This is a genomic window from Corallincola platygyrae, assembly GCF_039544265.1.
Taxonomy (GTDB): Bacteria; Pseudomonadota; Gammaproteobacteria; order Enterobacterales; family Neiellaceae; genus Corallincola; species Corallincola platygyrae.
Genome location: NZ_BAABLI010000016.1, coordinates 132,315 through 151,149, shown reverse-complemented (window position 1 = coordinate 151,149; position 18,835 = coordinate 132,315). Strand labels below are relative to the sequence as shown.

Sequence of the window (18,835 nt, the reverse complement as noted above, 5' to 3'; positions counted from 1 at the left end):
CGTCTTCTTTGCGTTCTTATAGGCTGGCATAAACACCTCCGTCTTGTTTGACTTTGGTGTCTACTGAATCGGATCAACTACAATGTTCACCTGGATTTTCTTGTTAGGCTCGTTTTGCAAATGCTTCAAAGGCAGCATTTTTTGTACTTCTTTCCACTGCCGCAAGGACACTTTTCATTACGCCCGATTTTACGACCTTTAACTATGGTTTTTGGGTTGATTTTTCTTTGTGGCTTTGGAAGAGATTTTACATGCTCATCCATTTTTGCACACCTTTTCCAATCGTACTCAAGCAGTGTCGCTAACTTTATTTCAAGAGTTGTTGGGTTTAAACATAAGCCAAGCCAGCTTTCTGCTTTTTCTGTGTACTTTCTTGTTTCGCAGTGTGATTGTAGTCTCTTACCTGAAATTTCATCTGACTGATTGTTTAGATGAATTGTAAGTCCAGTACTACCTTCTTTGAATGAAACTGTTAGATCATGATGCTTACCATCAGACTTGGCTTTTTTCTGAAGATAATCTATACCATCACTGATTTGATCAATAGTGTCTCCACTCATGAATAAAATCATAAACCCGAGCTGTACTGCAACAGGGTTTTCTTGGTGTTCTATTGACGCTATAACCTTACCGAGCAACTTATCTTTATTTTTGGTGAGTATGCCATCAGGAGTCTTATTGCTTGATAAGTTTTCTCTTCGACTCATTATTGCCAAGTCTAAATCTACTGATATGTCATCGCTTAATTGTACAAATGAGTGTTCACCTTCGATCCATAGGTTTTGCTTTAGATGATAAGACAGTATCGCTAGCTCTTGGTTTGCATGTAATTTTTCAGAATATAATGTTCTTCTGTTTATATAGCTCAGAAAATATAATGGACTTTCTAAGAACTCTGCTATCACATCGAGCAGAAATACATCCATTATGAATGGTGCTTGTATAATATCTGTTGTTTTATATTTCAGAAATTGTCTGGATTGAAAACTTAGAGCTGGGTAGTGATCTGATACCACGCATAGAATATATATTTCCTTATAAACCCGCGATACTTTAATATCCTCACCGCTCTGATTTATAAGGCGATAACTTTCATCTTGCAATAGTTCAGAACATGAAAGGCCTTGATCGTAAGCATCTTGAACTCCTTTTTTAAAGTCATCCTTGATGCATTTATCATTACCTTTCCTTGCCGCTATTGTTAATTTTTTTGATTTAGCTTGTAATACAATAGCTCTATCAGCAAAGACTACAAGAACATCAATTTCTGAAGCCTTATCGCCTTTTTTATCAAAAATATCTATATTTGTGTAAACACGAGTCTTTCCAAAAACAGACTCCAATCTCTTTGCAGAGAACTCTTCTGTGAAGAATCCACGATTTTCCATTCCGGTATTTTTATACTCTGTATCTTCCATGAACCAGAAGAATGGGGTCTCGTAAAGTGCCTCTAATAGTGTGTAATGTTGTAATAGGTAATAGCTGTCACCTGACTGAATAATCGGATAAGCATTAGAAATATTAAAATCACTTAGCGATAAAAATTTTGACTTGTCATGGGTTTCAAGAAGCTTGAAAGAATCTATTACCTTTTTAATCAAATTTTCATCAAGGTCTGAAAATACCTTTATTTCTTCAATAGTAAATTCAAACCCTGGTAGTATTGTCCATTCATCAGGTGATTTTTCTCTCATTCCTTGTAGTATGATTGGTAATTTCTCACACTGAAATTGATGGATGCTTTCTATTACATTTATCGCTTCAGATACAGAGTACCCTTTGTTTTGTTCAAACCAATCATTATCATTTTTATATTTTTCTCTTGAGAAATCACGATATTGAAAATTATAAGCTGACTCCCCTCCATAGAAAATGGGTTCTCTCAGGGCATCACCTGCTGTAAATGGATTAAAGTTTTTATCTTTCAGGTTTTCAGGTTTGAATGAATCCATCATTGGTGCCATTAGACATTGATGGATTTCTTTTAATAGAGCTTCGGTCTTTTCTATATAATCATTTAGAGCTTTTGGACTCGGTAATGTGAAGTCTATTTCTTCTTTTGTCATTAACCCGATGAGTGTAGAAATTTCCGACCTAATTAGTTTCTCTGTTGAATATTGTTCTAAAAGATCGTCAGGACTAGGCTCATCGCTATACCCTAACGTATTATCACGAAAACAAAAATAAGCAATAGCATGTATATATCCTTGTGAGGTGCATATTTGCTCAAGTTCTGAAAACACTTCACTTTCACTACGCATTACTTCTTCCATTTTAATGACACACTCGATATTTGATTAAGAGCTGGTCCTACCCACGAAAAGTAGACGCGCATCCCGTGGTTTGATCTAATTAATTTCGCCAAAAACAAATCCTATCAACCCTGCACGGAGGCAGTTGGGATGCGCGAAATTCAAATACTACAGCAAATGCTCGAACAGCAGTGCCCATCTATTCACAAAAAACGCCTTAGTTCACTGATGGTTGCAACACAGTCCTTGCTTCATGGTGACAGCTTGTCATTGACGGAGTTGGGGCGGCATATTGATGGACGTGTAGCGCCCAAGCACAATATCAAGCGTATGGACCGGTTATTGGGTAATCGCCATCTCAATAATGAGCGTTTGGCGTTATATCAGTGGCATGCCAAACAGTTGTGTGGAGCTAATCCCATGCCCGTGGTATTGGTCGATTGGGCAGACGTTCGTGAACAGCTTCGGATGATGACTTTGCGAGCGTCAGTGGCAATAAAGGGGCGTTCAATAACACTCTATGAGCGCACATTTGAGTTTAAGGATTACAACTCGCCCCGCAGCCATAATCTGTTCCTAAAAGAGCTTTCGCGTGTTCTGCCCGAAGGTTGTATACCATTGGTTGTCACTGACGCGGGGTACCGTAACACCTGGTTTAGAGAGGTCGCGTCTTATGGCTGGTATTGGCTAGGTCGATTACGCGGCGAGGTGTGTTATCAGCTTAATAAGCAATGGGTACTAACCAAAGCCCTGTATGACTCGGCGTGCAGCAAAGCACGCTATATCGGTGCCGTACAGATAGCCCGTAAGAAGCCGATGTCCTGCCATTTATATCTGTTCAAATCCAAAGACAAGCGCTCTCGGCGCTCTGGCACCAATCACTCGGCAAAGAAGCTATATCATCGCTCAGCCAAAGAGCCTTGGGTGCTAGCCACTAACTTACCACCGAAACTGTTTAATGCTGTTCAGGTTACCCAGCTATACGCTAAACGGATGCAGATAGAGGAAACCTTCCGCGGCCTAAAAAGTCCGCAATACGGCTTTGGTCTCAGGCATAGCCGTTCGCACTGCCCACGACGTTACAATGTGCTCCTGTTAATCGCCATGCTTGCTGAAATGACCTTATGGTGGTTAGGGTTGGTGGCCCAGCAAATAGGTTGGCAGCGGCACTTCCAGGCCAACACGATAAAAACCAGAGCGATGCTATCTGAAGTAAGACTAGGGAAAGAGGTTCGGCGACGACCAGACTTTGTCATCACAGAGCAGCGCATACGCTGGGCAATTCTTGAATTTACGCGCTTGGTTCACTCTGCCGGACTGGAGGATTTATGAGGGGATCCTCCAGCGCCGCAAAAAGAGGCAAGCGCAGCGAGTCCGGCGGCCGAAGTCCACCGCTTGCTGCTTTGACTTGTTAGGCATTACGTAACCTACCCGTTGCTTTAGCAAAGCTAACCAAATCATCGAAGAGTTGACCGTAGTATGCAGATTCTTCAATGAGTTCCTGTTGATCACCGTATGATGCATATTTACACACTATATCGTCTCGAAGCTCTTCACCTGATACATGCCTGCGACCATAACGAATATATGTATCCACAAATTCAAAAAAACGCTTTTTGTCTAAAGGGTGATGGCTTAACCAAGAATACTGATTAATCCAACATTCGTATGCTTTCAATGGTTTCTTTGATAAACGCATGAGTGATGCCTAACGCCGCCAGCAGCGGCCGAGTGAAACGAGGTCCAGCCCCAACTTGTTGGGGCGTTGCTGGCAGGCCTTGTTAGGGGGACTATAATAGTTCATGAACTCTCTTCATATACCATGGTTCTGGTGTTTCAAGCTTAATCTCATGGTGGACTACATCTTTACTTGGAAGTGTTACTTCCCAGATATACTGCTTTTGTAGTCCTTCAGAATTCCAAAATTCACCACTCTCTGGGGATGGCTCAAGAACAAAAAAGCAGGATTTTGCTCTGCCAAACTTCTTATTTGCTTCGAATTTCGTCGTGCAGGTTAATAAAACATAAGGAATGTAATCATGTGGCATACCTTTTAGCGACCAAATATCTTCACGTCGGGCTGTTTCAAGTAAACCGTGCAACTCTAGCCACGTGAGAGCTTTGACGAACTTCTTTAGTTTTTCGTATATGCTTTCAATATTTTGAAAGGCCCATTCTTTTGCTGATTCTGCTAGGGCAGGATCTCTCGGAAGATTCTTAAAGCGATCATATGGCTTATGGTTCTCTACTACAGTTGGACAGCCAGAATCTCTGTAGTGCGCAAAGTGCGTCTGTTTTTGTGACTTATCGCCCTTAACATAAACTTCTGTATCGCATATGCGACAGCAACCATCAGTATTTGGGCCGTATTCAACTACCCAATCATCAATATGTATTGGTTTTTTTGTCGGATCATTTGGATCGTAAGCATATACATTCATTTGCAGGGTCTCCTACCCCTCACAGTGTATTAGGCTGAATTCTGCCTAAACATTAGCATCCAGCCTTTGATAATTCCTCCACTATATCGTGCTAAGTTTCCTATTATCAATGTGTTACATCACACACTCTCGTTTGAGTTGCTCTTGTCTGAAATACAAAAAGAAAAATTGGGTTCTCAAGGGACCTAACATGCAACGAAACAATTCATTAATATTCAATAAATTCCGTTGGTTACAAACAATAAGGTTGGAAAAAGAGAGAAATTTGTTTCCCTATAGAACCGAGAAATGAGTGTTTTGATGTTTGTAAAGAAAGACCCCTCCCCCTAGGAGAGGGGATCTTGTTTCAGTTGATTTTCGCCAGCCGTTCAGCCATTTCCTGTTCTGGCAGATAGCCACGTACCACTTGCGATACCTGACCGTTGGCATCGACTAACAGGGTTATCGGTGTCGTTTTCACACCATCCAACGCTTGCAGCAGTTCGCGGTTAATCTGTGCCAGCGGATAGGTTGGCGAGGCGCGGCGCGCCCAGCGTTTTAGGCTATGTTTATCGCCCTTCCCTACTGCCACCACATCTTTGACCTTGCCCTGCTCTACCAAGGTGTTAAAGGTGCGCATCTGCTTAAGACACCATTTGCACTCGTCTTCAAACACCAGCATGGCAAAGGGTTTGCCTTTGTAATCAGCAAGTGCAACATTCGCTTCGCCGGACAAAGCCTCAAACGAGAGGCCGTACAGGCCGTCAGACGCCCTAGCGCTGCTGGCGGCTAAAAGCCCAACCAGCAGCACAAGGGCATATCGCAAAGAGCTCAGTTTTGTCACCATCAAGGTTTTAGAACTCAACTTTGACCCCCGCATAGGCAGTTCGGCCTGCCAGAGGACCATAGATATGTGCTACGTCGAACGCAGGTTCGCCGTCAGCATCTTCCCAGTACAGTGGTGAGTCCATATCTTCGGCCTGGGTGTAGTCGAACAGGTTTTTGGCACCTACATACGCCAACACGTTTTCACTGATCTCATAAGAGACCTTCAGATCGACCGTCACGTAGTCATCAGCATCGGTATCTTTAGGATCCTGCAACTCGCCAGGGTCAACCATGTTGTCGCCATTGAGGTCAAAGAAGGTGTTGTAACGGTCGCCGTAACCGTACTCAGAAAGGTCGCGTTCACCGATCCAGGTTGCTGACAGTACGATGTCCCAGCCGTCATAATCGATATCCAGCCCCAGAGTTACGCGCTCTTCAACGGGAACCACTGAGAAGGTTTCTTTGTACTCGTCGCTGTAGAAGAAGAATTCAAAACCACCGTCCAAGCGAATGTATTCATTGACTTGATAACCCCACATCAGGTCAGCGGTGCTGACGTCGATGGTTTCATCGGAGTTTACTAGTGTTGGACGCTCAAAGTTGTCGGCATCGATGTGAGCCAGGTTATCTACTTCGGTGTACGCCAGGCTCAGGGTGCTGTCGAGCTGTTCGCCCTGGTAACTGATGGCATAGCCAACAGAGGTGGATTCTTCCAGGTGATCAACGTCGATGGCAAAACCATCTTCCAGAATACCGTGGTCAGATTCGAAAAAGGTCAGTGGTGCGCGGAAGCCACGACCGGCTGAGAAGCGAGACACCCACTCGTCACTGTGATCCCAACGCAAGTGAGCACGAGGGCTGATCATGGTTTCATCGATCTCATCGCCCACATCTTTATGTTCAATAAAGTCAGCTGTTACCTGATCCAAGCGCACCGCGAGTTGCAGCTCTATGTTGTCAGCTACCGCCCAGTTGTCTTGGACGTACAGGCCGATCATTTCGTGGTCGAAACTATCACCATAGAGACCAGGATCTTCCTGCTGCAGCTCTCGTAACGCATCAGAATCTGAGCGCATCTCTTCGTTCAGGTAGTCCACACCAAAGGTCAACAGATGATCGTCATTGGCGATCCAGTTCAGGCGCAGGTCGCCGTAATAAACGTCGTCTTCGTTAACGTAGTCAAAGCCTTCGTAGTAGGAATCCTGGCCATGTTGCACGTATGAGCCGGTCCCGGTGAAGTGCCAGTCGCTATTGATCTCATGGATCCAGCGCGCGGAGTATTCATCACGTGTGGTATCGATCGCTTCGGTGACTTCCCAGGGCTTGCCTTGGTATTGCTGGCGCACATCACCATTTTCAAAGAACTGACCGGGATCGGTGCCGCCTTCAGCTTCTGAAGCGATCGCCTGACTGCGACTAACGCCCATCGGGCCGCCAAAGATATCTGAACGGAAGCGGGCATAACGCACTTCAATGTTGTCGTTATCGGTGGCATCCCAAACCAACTTCATGCTGGCTGCGCTGTTATCCAAAGCGGCGCTTTCACTGACGCCATTCCCGTCGGCATCAATCCGGTCCTGCTCCATCTGCTGGGCTGTGACCAGGATGCCTAAGTCACCCTTCTCATTTACACCTGTGGCACTGACATCCAGTTTTTTGTATCCGTTGGAACCACTGGCAAAATCACCGACCACACTGTTTTCGTAGGGACGCTTGGTAACAATATTGATGGTTCCGCCGACCGCACCGGGAGCGATCAATGAGGCACCGCTACCACGGGCGATCTCGATGCTTTCAACACCCGAAGTGGCAATAGCATCCATGCCATAAAAACTGGATACCACCGAGTGCATTGGAATGCCATCAACCAGAATGGTGGTGTGCTCACCTTTCAGGCCGTTGATCATCACACGCTTCATGCCACACATGGAGCACTCGTTGTTTACCCGCACGCCGGGGGCGGTATCAATGGCTTCAGCTAGGTTACCCGCCTGGACATCAAACAGGTCCTGAGCAGTCAGCAGCTCAGTTTTTTCGATCATGTCGGCGACACGCCCACCTGTCGCCAGACGGGTACGAACGCCTTTGACTTCAATTTTCTCAACATCCTCTTCAGCAGCAATAGCGGCAGTATCGTCTGCAAAGGCCTGTGGTGAAAGCGCAGCGGAAACAAATAGCGCGAGTAGTGAAATACGCGGTTTTTTAAGGGAATTAAGCGACGGCATGGGAGTCCTTTTCACAACGAATTCTGAAACTGTTGTGATCATGCTCTCAAATAGTTAACCACATGTAAATGATAATGGTTTGCATTTGTATCTTATTTAACATTACTTGTTCTGGATCAATTTACCCCTGCTTTATAAACATCTGCGGTACGTCAGAACAATCTCAGGCTGTTTTTGCGCGACATCAAACTCTCTTTGTATGGCTTTGAGTTTGGGTTTGACTCTTAACGCTCAATTAATAATGATTATTATTATCAACATATCTATAGGAGGCATATCCCATGTTTGGAATGCGCGCACTTTCAGATGTACTCGCAGAGCAGGATGACTATGAATTAGCTCATTCGTTAGAAGATTGGCTTACCGACAATCACCTCTATCCCGGTGAACCAGAACAACTTATGTGGTTTGTTCATCTAGAACGTTTTGAGCAACTGTGCAATGCGGTATCTAACGTCGCGATAGATGACACCATCCGACTCATCTGTTTGCAGTACGCCTTTAAACCGCTGAACGCATTAAAGCAGCTCGCCATGACCGACGTGCAACAAGCCTTTGTAAAAGAACAGATGATGAAGCTGCTCGTTGATGGCCGTTTTCTCCACCAGTATCACTGAGCCGCTTTCTATAAATGGATTCTACTAGTGGCTTCTCAAACAGATTCTTTGTATGAGCTGCCCCGCTCTCATCGGAGTCAGAGCGACATAACAAGTGTATGGCCCGCAAGCCTCAGTTGCTGCAGGCCATGACTTCAGATGACATCAAGCAATCTTGGCTGTAGATGGCCTATATGTATCTCTCAGCACATTGGCGGCTTCCACCATATTCTCCAGCGCTGGGATCACCTCATCCCAGCGGCGCGTTTTCAGACCACAATCAGGATTCACCCAAAGTTGCTCCACTGACAGTTTCGCTGAAGCTTTCTCCAACAAATTCACCATCTGTTTAACAGAAGGGACATTAGGCGAATGGATGTCATAGACCCCCGGACCGATCTGATTGGGATAACTGAATCTCTCAAACGCAGATAACAGCGCCAGATCTGACCGTGAGGTTTCAATGGTAATGACATCTGCATCCATGGATGCGATCCCTTCCAGGATCTCATTGAAGTCGGAATAGCACATATGAGTATGGATCTGAGTGCGGTCCGCCACACCGTTCGCACTCAGCCGGAACGATGACACAGCCCAATCCAGATAGGTTTGCCATTCGCTGCGACGCAGCGGTAGACCTTCGCGCAGTGCCGCTTCGTCAATCTGAATGATATTGATGCCGGCCTTCTCAAGTGCAAGCACCTCATCTCGTACCGCCAGCGCGATCTGCTGACAGGTTGACGACCTTGGCTGATCATCACGCACGAACGACCAGTTCAGAATGGTGACGGGGCCGGTCAACATGCCTTTCATGGGCTTAGTGGTAAGTGATGCCGCATACTGACTCCAAGCCACGGTCATAGGCCCCTGCCAGGAAACATCACCATAGATAATTGGCGGTTTTACACAGCGGGAACCGTAAGATTGTACCCAGCCAAACTTTGAGAACAGAAAGCCCGATAACTGCTCACCAAAGTACTCAACCATGTCGTTGCGCTCTGCTTCACCGTGCACCAGCACATCCAACCCCAGTTTTTCCTGTGCTGAAATACAATCAGCGATCTCCAACTTCATTCGCTGCTGATAACCTGCTGCACTGAGTTCGCCAGCCTTGTACTGGCGACGCGCTTGCCTGACGTCTGGCGTTTGTGGAAACGAACCAATGGTCGTTGTTGGAAACAGCGGCAATTTAAGTTCAGCCTGTTGGATCGCAATACGCTGCTTAAATTCGGACTTGCGTTGATACAGTTCAGGCGAGATAGCCGCGGTGCGCTTGGCAACATCTGGATCATTGACTAGTTCAGACTGCTGACGGCTGGCAATGGCTAAGGCATTTTGAGCCAGCACTTTGCTCGCCCACGCCTCACCCTCTAATGCAGCAGCCAGGGCTGTTAGCTCGTCCAGCTTCTGGTAAGCAAACGCCAGCCAGTTTTTTATCGTATCCGGCAGCTCGGTCTCTAAACTGAGGTCCACTGGCACATGAAGCAAGGAGCACGACGGCGCCAACCATAGTCGAGCGCCTAGCTGCTGGTGCAGTGGCTTAAGAAAAGCTAGCGCTTGGTTGAGATCCGTCTTCCAGATATTTCTGCCATTGATAATCCCGACCGAGAGCACCTGCTCTGGCGAGAGCTTTTCTGCCAGTGTAAGCACATCCTGCTTGCCGTTAATGGCATCGATATGGACACCCGCCACGGGCAGGCCTGCAACCAGATCACAATTGTCCTTCAAGCTGCCAAAGTAAGTCGCCAACAACAGGTTTGGCATATTTTTGCTTAGGGTCTGATAAGCGGTCTGAAGTGCCTGTTGCCATTCTGGTTCCAGCTCGGTGACTAAAATTGGCTCGTCTATCTGTACCCAGCTAACCCCAGCGTCATGCAGCAGCTCCAGCAGCTGTTGATACTGTGCCAATAGTGCGGGCAGATGTGCCAGCTTATCGCTGTCATCTTTGGTTTCACTCAACCATAGATAGGTCACTGGGCCTATCAGCACGGGTTTGGCTTTATAGCCCGCTGCCTGCGCTTCTTGCACCTGAGCCAGGAGTGAATCCGGGTTTAACGCGAACTGGGTATCTGCAGTCAACTCCGGCACTATGTAGTGGTAGTTGGTATCAAACCATTTGGTCATCTCACCGGCAAAGTTCTGTTTGCTTGTGCTATCGCCTGGCGCCTGCCCTCTTGCTGCCCGAAAGTAACGCGTCAGTGCGGGCTCTGAACTGTCGCCACAGCGTGCAGGCAAATGCCCCAGAATGGCGGTCATATCCAGCACTTGGTCATAGAGAGAAAAGTCTCCGACAGGCACAAAGTTCAGCTTGCTCTGCTGCTGCCAGTTCTGTTTACGCAGGTGGCTGGCAACGGCCTGTAGCTCGTTCTCACTGCTCTCGCCACGCCAGTAAGACTCCAGCGTAAATTTCAGTTCTCGGCGGCAGCCGATCCTTGGGAATCCCAGATTATGTATGGTGGTCATTAGCTCTCTCCCGGCAAATTAGTTTTGTGAAATCGATGCTAGCCACTTGTATTGGTGAGATATATTGATTATTTATTATCAAATGATGAACAATATTAATCATTGACCATGCTGGAACGTCATCACCTAACCATTCTCCGCGCCATAGACCAATGCGGAACCCTGACGGATGCTGCCGATAGTTTGTATCTGACTCAGTCGGCACTGACTCACTCAATTAAAAAGCTGGAGCAACAAGCAGGTGTATCGGTTTGGCAAAAACATGGGCGGGGACTGCGCTTAACGGAATCAGGCCGTTACCTGTTGTCACTGGCAAACCGGCTGCTGCCACAGTTCGAAATGGCTGAACAGAAACTGAAACAGTTTGCCGAAGGTACCCGTGGCAGCTTGCGAATAGGCATGGAGTGCCACCCCTGTCACCGCTGGCTGTTAAAAGTGGTTTCCCCTTATATGAAGGCGTGGCCTGATGTCGATATCGACGTAAAACAGGAGTTTCAGTTTGGTGGACTGGGCGCGCTGTTTGCGCATGACATAGATATGTTGATCACACCGGATCCGATACTTCGCGAAGGGATCCAGTTCACCCCGGTATTCAGCTATGAGCAGGTATTGGTGGTACATAAAGACCATCCGCTAGCTGAACAAGCATTTGTAAAACCAGAACAACTCATCGATGAAACCCTGCTTACCTACCCCGTGAGCAAAGACAGACTGGATATTTTTAATGGCTTCCTGCAGCCAGCCAATCGATTACCAAAACAGCACAAAACAGTAGAAACCACCGAAATCATGTTGCATATGGTGGCAAGCGGTCGCGCGGTGACCGCACTACCAGACTGGTTGATTGATGAAGCGGCGATGGGGCTGCCTATTTCGGCAGTCAGGCTTGGCGAAACCGGACTGCAGAAGCAGATCTATGTGGGCTACCGACAGGAAGAGTCTGCCCTCGCCCACTTGGCTGCCTTTATCGAGTTGGCAGAGAGTACAACTCGTTAGACGGTATCTTTCGGTTCTTTCGAGTTTTTCAGATCAGCTTTGTCGGTCACTTCAGCAAGTTGGTACTTCAGTAGCCATTGCCAGAAGTCGTCTTTTTGGTACGTCGCGCTCCAGGCGTCGTGGCTGACAGGTAGTGCTTCCAGCTTAACTTCAGCTCTGGGCTGGCAGGCTTGGCGCTTTTCAAAATAGCGTTTGGTCGAATCGTAGCTAACAATGCCATCTTCCGTGCCATGCACCAACCAAGTCGGCACCTGTGCGGGACGACAGATAGGCCCTGCCATAGACTCATCAACAAAATCAAAGATATTACTGCCTGCAATGGCCAAAGCCGCAGCAAAGCGCTCTGGGTATTGTTGGGTCATGGCAATAGTGCCAAAACCGCCCATGCTCATGCCTGTGATATAGCGTCGCTTAGGGTCTGTTCTAAAACGCTTTTCGGCATCTTGAAGGATCTTATCCAGGGTCGGATTATGCCAATGCTCTGCAGTACGAAAATCTAACTGCGGTGCGATAACAATAAAGGGTAGCTCTTTGCCTCGTTCGATCTCAGCAGGCAGCCCCAACATGGTGACTCGACGCAGACTGGTGCCCCGCTCGCCGCTGCCATGCAGGAACAACATCACTGGCCATTGTCTATTAGTGTCACTCTTGTAGCCCTGTGGCAGATAGGCCAAGTAACGCTCTGTTTCAGACAGGTGGATCTCTTCTTTTAGCATCTCGGCACTCCCCCATGTCGATACCATCATGGCAACCAAAAACAGGCTCAGTTTATATCCCATCATAGTGTTATCTCCTTGAATCACTTGATGGGATTAAAGGTAACCAGAGCGTCCTGAGCATTCTTGACCATTTGCGCCAAAAATTCCGGTTTGCAGCTCGCTGAGGTTAAGGTCCGTTTATCGACATGTAGTAATACAATTCGTGCTCCGTATATCTGAGCAGTGCGGGGCCTAAACCAATATGGTGATGCGAATGCGCCAGCCAGTTGGTGTGCAGAAGGTTGATGACATCGAACAGGTCTGAAAAGTCTACCCCGAGCGTGAACCTGGCAAACCATTGGTTATGGTAACGCTGTCCTAGTCCTTGGGCTTGGGCTGGGGCATTGCCTGTAAAGTCCGGCTTGCCACAAAAATAGTTCACCACGCCGCCTTCCATTTGTGGGCCCATGCAATAGGCTTCCCAGGCAAATTCCGGGTGCATGCCAAAGCCGTGTTGACGACGATAATCAGCCAGCACCTGCGGCGTTAAGTCGATCTGCAAACCAAACTCTGGCACTTGCAGGCCCGGCCCCTGAAAACCAATAAATGGAAAGTGCATAATCTTCGGGGAGCGAAACGCAGCGCCTTGCAACAAGTCGAGCCGCCTTTCGGTTAGCGACATGCCATGCAAAGGATGCAGCTCGCCAGCACTGTGACGAAACTGCCTGGGTGTTTGGCCATATACCTGCTTAAACGCGCGGCTATAAACTTCCGGGCTGTCGAAACCAGCGGCGAGAGCGACATCAATCAGTCGGTCATAGTGGTGGAATAGACGAGTGGATTCAGTGAGGCGCCGACGGCGGGTGTAATGGACGATCCTGTCACCGGTGAGTTGATGAAAGCTGCGTTGCAAATGTCGTGGTGAGAGATTACCGGCATTAGCGATATCCGCCAAACTGATCGGTTCAGCCAGGTGACGCTCGATATACGCCACACTTGCCATTACCTTATCTGCCAGACTGCGCCGGATCACTTCCCTACTCACCTACTTACCTACTTACCTACTCGTTGTATTCATTGATAGCTTTACTCGAAAGTAAGTCTTTGAACCAAAGGATATAAAGAATCTAACGACTGCGACAAACCCGCGCAATAACATGGATCAAGCTGTAACTGAAGGGTGGCATGCGCCACGAAGTACTTTGGGTGCCGCATACGACTGCTATGAATGGCGGAGATGCAAAAAATGCCTTGAATGCATTGAGAAGTTTTCGGCCGTACATCCTGTAAGCAGACAGGAATGTCGGCTTACAGGAGCAATTAAAAGGTTTAGCGGCGAACTCTTAACCTCGTTAATGTCGTCAACATCAACAGCATAAGCAGAGCAGGAAGTGGCTCTGGCACCTTAAAGTCAGGCACTTCATCAATGTACCTATAAGCATCGGGAATCACCCACATAGTTCCTCTGTCTCCATTGGCGTAATAGGAGTCCTGATACACGGGGTATGCATCTGGGAGAGATTCTCTTTCAACAAGATAGTCCCAAATACGCTCTTCCATATGCGGGTTACCACATGGTATCCGCGAGTCAATGTTACAGGGAATAAATTCATCTGGTACCCAGAACTCATACTGATTTCTATCCCAAAATACGGAGCTGCCCGGCTCTGATGTTGATCTGAAAGTAACCTCAAAATCAATCCACATCCCATAGTCCCATGCGTTACCAATAAGGTATGAGGCGCCGACGCCACTCGCTTCATCATAAACAAATCGATGCCCCGAGATATTGAGCACCCCCGCTACCATTTGCCCAAGTTCAATATCGTAGTACAGGTTACCTTCGACCCTTCTTGTTGGAAGTTCTTCGCCATCGCCATCTACCCGGCGTTCGCTTCCAGATAGATCAAATTCAATAAGCCTGGCAGAGGCTGGAGCAAGAAAAAGGGAACTAATAAAAATGACCAAAAGAAATTTAAAGAGCTGAGTCATAACTCCTCCATGAATTGGCTAGAAAAATATCCATACAACTTGTAAGGTTAGTTGTAACTCAGAGACAAAAGCTCGCTAATCAGCGCCTTAATTTCGAATGGTTTCACTGGTATCAGTTACTATTTCAGCAATTTTGAGCAATAAAAAAGCCGACACTAATGTCGGCTTTTCTAACTTAAACCTGCAAGTGCTTACAGCAGGCCTCGACGCTCCAACAGCGCAGTTGTCTTAGGCGCTTCACCACGGAACGCTTTATACGTTTCCATTGGGTCGATGCTGTTACCAACAGACAGGATGTGCTTACGGAACTTGTCGCCGTTTTCACGGGTCAGGCTGCCGGTATCACGCACGTAGGCAAATGCATCAGCCGCCAGGATCTCACTCCACATATACGCGTAGTAGCTGGCAGAGTAGCCACCAGGGAAGGCGTGAGAGAAGTAACCTGAGCGATAGCGAGGCAGTACGTAGTTGATGTTAACGCCGTTTTTGCTCAGCGCATCAGCTTCGAACTTGTTCACATCTTCAACTTTTTCACCTGCTGGCAGAGAGTGCCACTCCATGTCCAGCAATGCTGCTGACATGTACTCTAAAGTATCAAAGCCTTGGTTGAAGCTACGAGATGCCAGTACTTTGTCCAGCAGCTCTTTAGGCATTGGCTCGCCAGTCTTATAGTGCATGGCGTAGTTAGCCAATACTTCTGGATGCGATGCCCAATCTTCCTGGAAGGTAGATGGGAACTCTACGAAGTCACGAGATACTGACGTACCCGACAGGCTTGGGTATTTCACGTCAGAGAAGATACCGTGCAGGCCGTGACCCAGCTCGTGGAAGATGGTTGTGGTGTGGTCATAGCTCACCAGCGTAGGCTGTCCTTCTGGCGCTTTTTCGATGTTCATGACGTTAACAATCACCGGCTTCTGCTCCAGCAAACCAGTCTGTTTAACGAATGAGCTCATCCATGCACCACCGCGCTTGCCTTCACGCGCGAAGTAGTCACCGTAGAAGATTGCGATGCTGGTACCGTCCGCATCAAATACTTCGTAAGGCAGTACATCCGGGTGGTACAGCGGTAGATCAGGACGCGGCTTGAAGGTCACACCAAACAGACGGTTCATGGTGTAGAACACACCTTTCTCCAGCACGGTATTGAACTCGAAGTAAGCTTTTACTTCGTTTTCATCCAGCGCGTACTTGTCTGCACGTACTTTATTGGCGTAGTAAGCCCAATCCCAAGCTTGCAGCTCGAAATCACCGCCACTCGCTTTGATCATCTCTTCGATGGCCTGTGCTTCTTTCTCTACGTTGGCAACCACTTTAGGCACCATAGAGCTGAACATGTCGCGAACAGCACCTGGCGTTTTCGCCATCGCTTTCGCTAAACGATAGTCGGCCCAGGTGTCATAACCCAGCAGTTGTGCTTTTTCGGCACGCAGTGCAACCAGGCGCTGTACCAGAGAGTGAGTTTCGCTTTCGCCACTGACACCACGCTCTGTAGAGGCTTCCCATACACGCTGACGCAGCGCGCGGTTATCCATATTGGCCAGGATAGGCTGACGAGTCGTGTTGGTGATATAGATAAGATATTTGCCTTCGAGGCCTTTCTCTTCAGCAGCCGCTTTCAAGATAGCGATTTGACCTTCGCTCAGGCCAGCCAGCTCTTCTTTGCTATCAACAACGACAGCCGTTTCGTCACGGTGTGCCATCAAACGCTGACGGAAAGTGTTAGTCAATGATGCTTCTTCCTCGTTCAGCGCACGGATCTTAACCTGCTCGTCAGCGGTCAATTTAGCGCCCGCCAATACGAAATCACGGTAGTACACTTCCAGCAAACGCATGGACTCAGCATCCAGACCCAGCTCATCTTTTTTCTGGTATAGCGCGTCTACACGGGCAAACAGCTTGGCATTCAGATAGATATCATCGTTATGCGCAGCCATCTTAGGGGCCATCTCGCCCTGGATCGCGCGAATAGTATCGTTGCTGCTAGAGCCGGCGAGGTTATAAAAAACTGACGCAGCACGATTCAATAGCACGCCTGTTTTCTCCATCGCTACCAAAGTGTTTTCAAAGGTTGGTGCGTCGGGATTGTTAGCAATAGCAGCGACTTCTTTCAGCTGCTCAGCAATACCCGCTTCCAGCGCAGGCTTGTAATGTTCATCTTTGATCAGGTCAAACTGTGGCGCTTGATACTGAAGTGGGCTTGCAGTGAAGAGAGGGTTGGTAGATTTGGTCATGGTTTCTGCTGCAACCGGCTCCGCTGTCTTAGCAGTATCAGCGGGTGCAGGCGCTTCGCTACACGCAGTCGCTACTGAAATAGCGGCTGCCAAGGTCAATAGTCTAGTTCTCACTGGAGTATCCTTATTAAGTTAGAACTCTGGAGCTTTGCTCGCAGTAGTCAGAGCCAGTCTCTAAGGGCTGTTTGCTCTACAACACAACAAACAATTGCCATCAAATGACAGGTGGCAATCGTCAAAAAACATCACAGCCTACCGATATTTGCCAGTGGAGGTCCAGTAAACAGATCAATCCCCAAAATGTTATTTAGTAACAATCTGTAAATATTCGTTTCAAGCCAATACGAAAGCAGCACGTAGGTGAAGCCTTAATGCACGTGCTTGCGCGAACTAAAGTCCACTGTTTCCAAATAGATTAAGCGCCAATCCAGTTGAGGTGCTTCTTTTCGTAGCGGTTGCCCATCAAGTAGCGGCTCAGAGTTTTTAAGGCGTACCATGGTTCTCCCCTCTACAACCAACGTGGGCAGCTTTTCGGCAACGTCATTCACCACAATGATCTGATCAAAGCTGGGAACTGGCGCAATGCAGTGAACCAACAGTTGGCGCTCCTGTGAGAGAGGTACCAGATAGTAGTCGCCATTGCGGGTGGCATTCAGGTCGGTAAGAAGCAAACGCGCCTCTACCTTTACCCTGAGTGAATTATCAATTGCCTTGCCGCCGCGCTCAAAATGCCCTTTGAACAGGGTCGCGTTAAATTCGTTTAACTCGCCATGCATCAGCTTCATCAATGAAAATGGCTCGGGTGCGATGGAGAGCAAGTCCGCTGAATATGATTGAGGTAAAGCCGCTTGGTTGTCTGATGTGAGGGTCACGCGCATCAAGACTTGATGGGCATGTTTACCGCCATGCAGAGGCATATGATAGGCATACCAATCGTTCTCAACCTGAAACAATGCCATACCATGCACACCATAACTATGGTCGTGGGTATGGGCACTGGCGTTGAATGTCAGCAGCACTATAAACCCGAGCAAAAATCGCTTCATACTGCCTCCGACACTTTGACCAGGACTTTGCCACGATTGCGAGAGCTCAATAACCCCGCCAGTGTCTCTGGCAGGTTTTCAAAGCCTTCAACCACTGTTTGTTCGAACTTGATGCTGCCATCAGCTACCCAAGGAGCAACTTGGCCAACCATTTCGTCCATTCGATGATTAAAATCGCGAGCCAAAATACCTTGTATCGTCGCGCGTTGATAAAGCATATGGTGCAGCAACCGAGGTCCCAACTCAGGTTGGTCAAGCTGACCGTTGTATTGACTCATTTGCCCACAGATTACGATACGGGCGCGGCGATTAATCAATGGAACAACGGCGTCAGTAATCCATCCGCCAATATTGTCAAAATAGATATCCACGCCACTAAATTCCGCCAACTTACTTTGCAAAGCATCCGTGGTTGAATGTTCGCGATAGTTAATCGCAGCATCGGCGCCTAGTTCTTTTGTCAGCCAGTCGCATTTGTCATTGCTGCCACAGATCCCTATCACGCGACAGCCAGCCAATTTGGCAAACTGCACGACTAGTGACCCCACGGCTCCGGCAGCTCCCGATACCACCACCGTATCTCCCGGCTTAGGTTTCCCTGCATCATTAAAACCAAACCAAGCGGTACGCCCTGGCATTCCCAATACACCCAGCGCGGTTGTGACAGGCGCCATAGCAGGGTCCAGCTTTAACAATGCATTTTGATGCACCTTGGAAAACAGCTCCCAACCTGTATATGCCGTCACCCAATCGCCAGGACGAAACAGCTCACTTCGACTACTGACCACCTGTGCAACGACACCAGCCTGCTGCAAGGTATTCAGCGGATGCGGTGCTTCCCAGTTGTTTTTAGCTGATTGTTGGATCCGCATATAGGGATCGACACTGATGTAGCGGTTGGCAATCAGTACTTCGTTATTTGCCAATTCGGTATCCAGCGCTTGCTCTTCTAATCGGTAGTTATTTACAGACACTTCAGCGGCCGGTCGCGTTGAATAGATCCAACGGCGGTTGTTCAGTGCCGTGGTCGAAGTGGTTTGTGATTGATCAGTGACTGACATTTAAAGGCCATCCTATTGAACTTT

Annotated in this window: 15 protein-coding genes; 3 read left to right on the top strand and 12 right to left on the bottom strand. The window is 47.8% G+C overall.

Annotated features, from left to right (window positions below; translation table 11 throughout):
* Window positions 1-125: 125 nt before the first annotated feature.
* On the bottom strand, window positions 126-2,273 hold the full coding sequence (locus ABEA14_RS14675) for an SEC-C metal-binding domain-containing protein (protein ID WP_345340790.1): 2,148 nt from the start codon (window positions 2,271-2,273) through the stop codon (window positions 126-128).
* A 129-nt stretch (window positions 2,274-2,402) separates the two neighbouring features.
* Here ABEA14_RS14675 and ABEA14_RS14670 point away from each other — a divergent pair, with 129 nt between their 5' ends.
* Complete coding sequence (locus ABEA14_RS14670; RefSeq protein ID WP_345340789.1) at window positions 2,403-3,584, top strand: IS4 family transposase; 1,182 nt, start codon at window positions 2,403-2,405, stop codon at window positions 3,582-3,584.
* Between the two features lie 79 nt (window positions 3,585-3,663).
* Here ABEA14_RS14670 and ABEA14_RS14665 read toward each other — a convergent pair whose 3' ends face one another.
* The 4 genes from ABEA14_RS14665 to ABEA14_RS14650 all read right to left on the bottom strand — a co-directional run bounded on the left by ABEA14_RS14665 (window position 3,664) and on the right by ABEA14_RS14650 (window position 7,725).
* Entirely contained in the window at window positions 3,664-3,951 is a 288-nt protein-coding gene (locus ABEA14_RS14665; protein WP_345340788.1) for a hypothetical protein, read from the bottom strand.
* Window positions 3,952-4,042: 91 nt separating this feature from the next.
* The gene (locus ABEA14_RS14660) at window positions 4,043-4,693 is read right to left on the bottom strand and encodes a competence protein CoiA family protein (RefSeq protein ID WP_345340787.1); all 651 of its coding nucleotides are present in this window, start codon (window positions 4,691-4,693) and stop codon (window positions 4,043-4,045) included.
* A 346-nt stretch (window positions 4,694-5,039) separates the two neighbouring features.
* On the bottom strand, window positions 5,040-5,537 hold the full coding sequence (locus ABEA14_RS14655) for a TlpA family protein disulfide reductase (protein WP_345340786.1): 498 nt from the start codon (window positions 5,535-5,537) through the stop codon (window positions 5,040-5,042).
* Window positions 5,527-7,725 carry a TonB-dependent receptor plug domain-containing protein gene (locus tag ABEA14_RS14650; RefSeq protein WP_345340785.1) on the bottom strand — a complete coding sequence of 733 codons (2,199 nt, stop codon included), beginning with the start codon at window positions 7,723-7,725 and terminating at the stop codon, window positions 5,527-5,529. Before ABEA14_RS14650 ends, ABEA14_RS14655 begins: the two co-directional genes overlap by 11 nt.
* Window positions 7,726-8,006: 281 nt before the next feature.
* Between ABEA14_RS14650 and ABEA14_RS14645 the strand changes: the two genes are divergently transcribed.
* Entirely contained in the window at window positions 8,007-8,342 is a 336-nt protein-coding gene (locus ABEA14_RS14645) for a hypothetical protein (protein WP_345340784.1), read from the top strand.
* Window positions 8,343-8,486: 144 nt separating this feature from the next.
* Here ABEA14_RS14645 and metE read toward each other — a convergent pair whose 3' ends face one another.
* On the bottom strand, window positions 8,487-10,784 hold the full coding sequence (metE, locus tag ABEA14_RS14640) for a 5-methyltetrahydropteroyltriglutamate--homocysteine S-methyltransferase (RefSeq protein WP_345340783.1): 2,298 nt from the start codon (window positions 10,782-10,784) through the stop codon (window positions 8,487-8,489).
* Window positions 10,785-10,892: 108 nt separating this feature from the next.
* On the opposite strand from metE, the gene ABEA14_RS14635 reads away from it, so the two are divergent.
* A complete protein-coding gene (locus ABEA14_RS14635) occupies window positions 10,893-11,780 on the top strand; it encodes a LysR family transcriptional regulator (protein WP_345340782.1) in 888 nt (295 codons plus the stop codon).
* Here the strand turns inward: ABEA14_RS14635 and ABEA14_RS14630 are convergent.
* The 6 genes from ABEA14_RS14630 to ABEA14_RS14605 form a co-directional block, all read right to left on the bottom strand.
* Window positions 11,777-12,562 (bottom strand): carboxylesterase family protein, encoded by a 786-nt coding sequence (locus ABEA14_RS14630; RefSeq protein WP_345340781.1) that lies wholly within the window; start codon window positions 12,560-12,562, stop codon window positions 11,777-11,779. The two genes, ABEA14_RS14635 and ABEA14_RS14630, sit on opposite strands and share 4 nt — an antisense overlap.
* Window positions 12,563-12,665: 103 nt before the next feature.
* On the bottom strand, window positions 12,666-13,523 hold the full coding sequence (locus tag ABEA14_RS14625) for a helix-turn-helix domain-containing protein (RefSeq protein ID WP_345340780.1): 858 nt from the start codon (window positions 13,521-13,523) through the stop codon (window positions 12,666-12,668).
* 284 nt (window positions 13,524-13,807) lie between these two features.
* Window positions 13,808-14,470 (bottom strand): hypothetical protein, encoded by a 663-nt coding sequence (locus ABEA14_RS14620; RefSeq protein WP_345340779.1) that lies wholly within the window; start codon window positions 14,468-14,470, stop codon window positions 13,808-13,810.
* Between the two features lie 191 nt (window positions 14,471-14,661).
* Entirely contained in the window at window positions 14,662-16,818 is a 2,157-nt protein-coding gene (locus tag ABEA14_RS14615; protein ID WP_345340778.1) for a M3 family metallopeptidase, read from the bottom strand.
* Between the two features lie 254 nt (window positions 16,819-17,072).
* Window positions 17,073-17,750, bottom strand: a complete 678-nt coding sequence (locus tag ABEA14_RS14610) for a hypothetical protein (RefSeq protein WP_345340777.1) — start codon at window positions 17,748-17,750, stop codon at window positions 17,073-17,075.
* Window positions 17,747-18,811 (bottom strand): NADP-dependent oxidoreductase, encoded by a 1,065-nt coding sequence (locus ABEA14_RS14605; RefSeq protein ID WP_345340776.1) that lies wholly within the window; start codon window positions 18,809-18,811, stop codon window positions 17,747-17,749. The genes ABEA14_RS14610 and ABEA14_RS14605 overlap by 4 nt, the downstream gene beginning before the upstream one ends.
* Window positions 18,812-18,835: the final 24 nt, after the last annotated feature.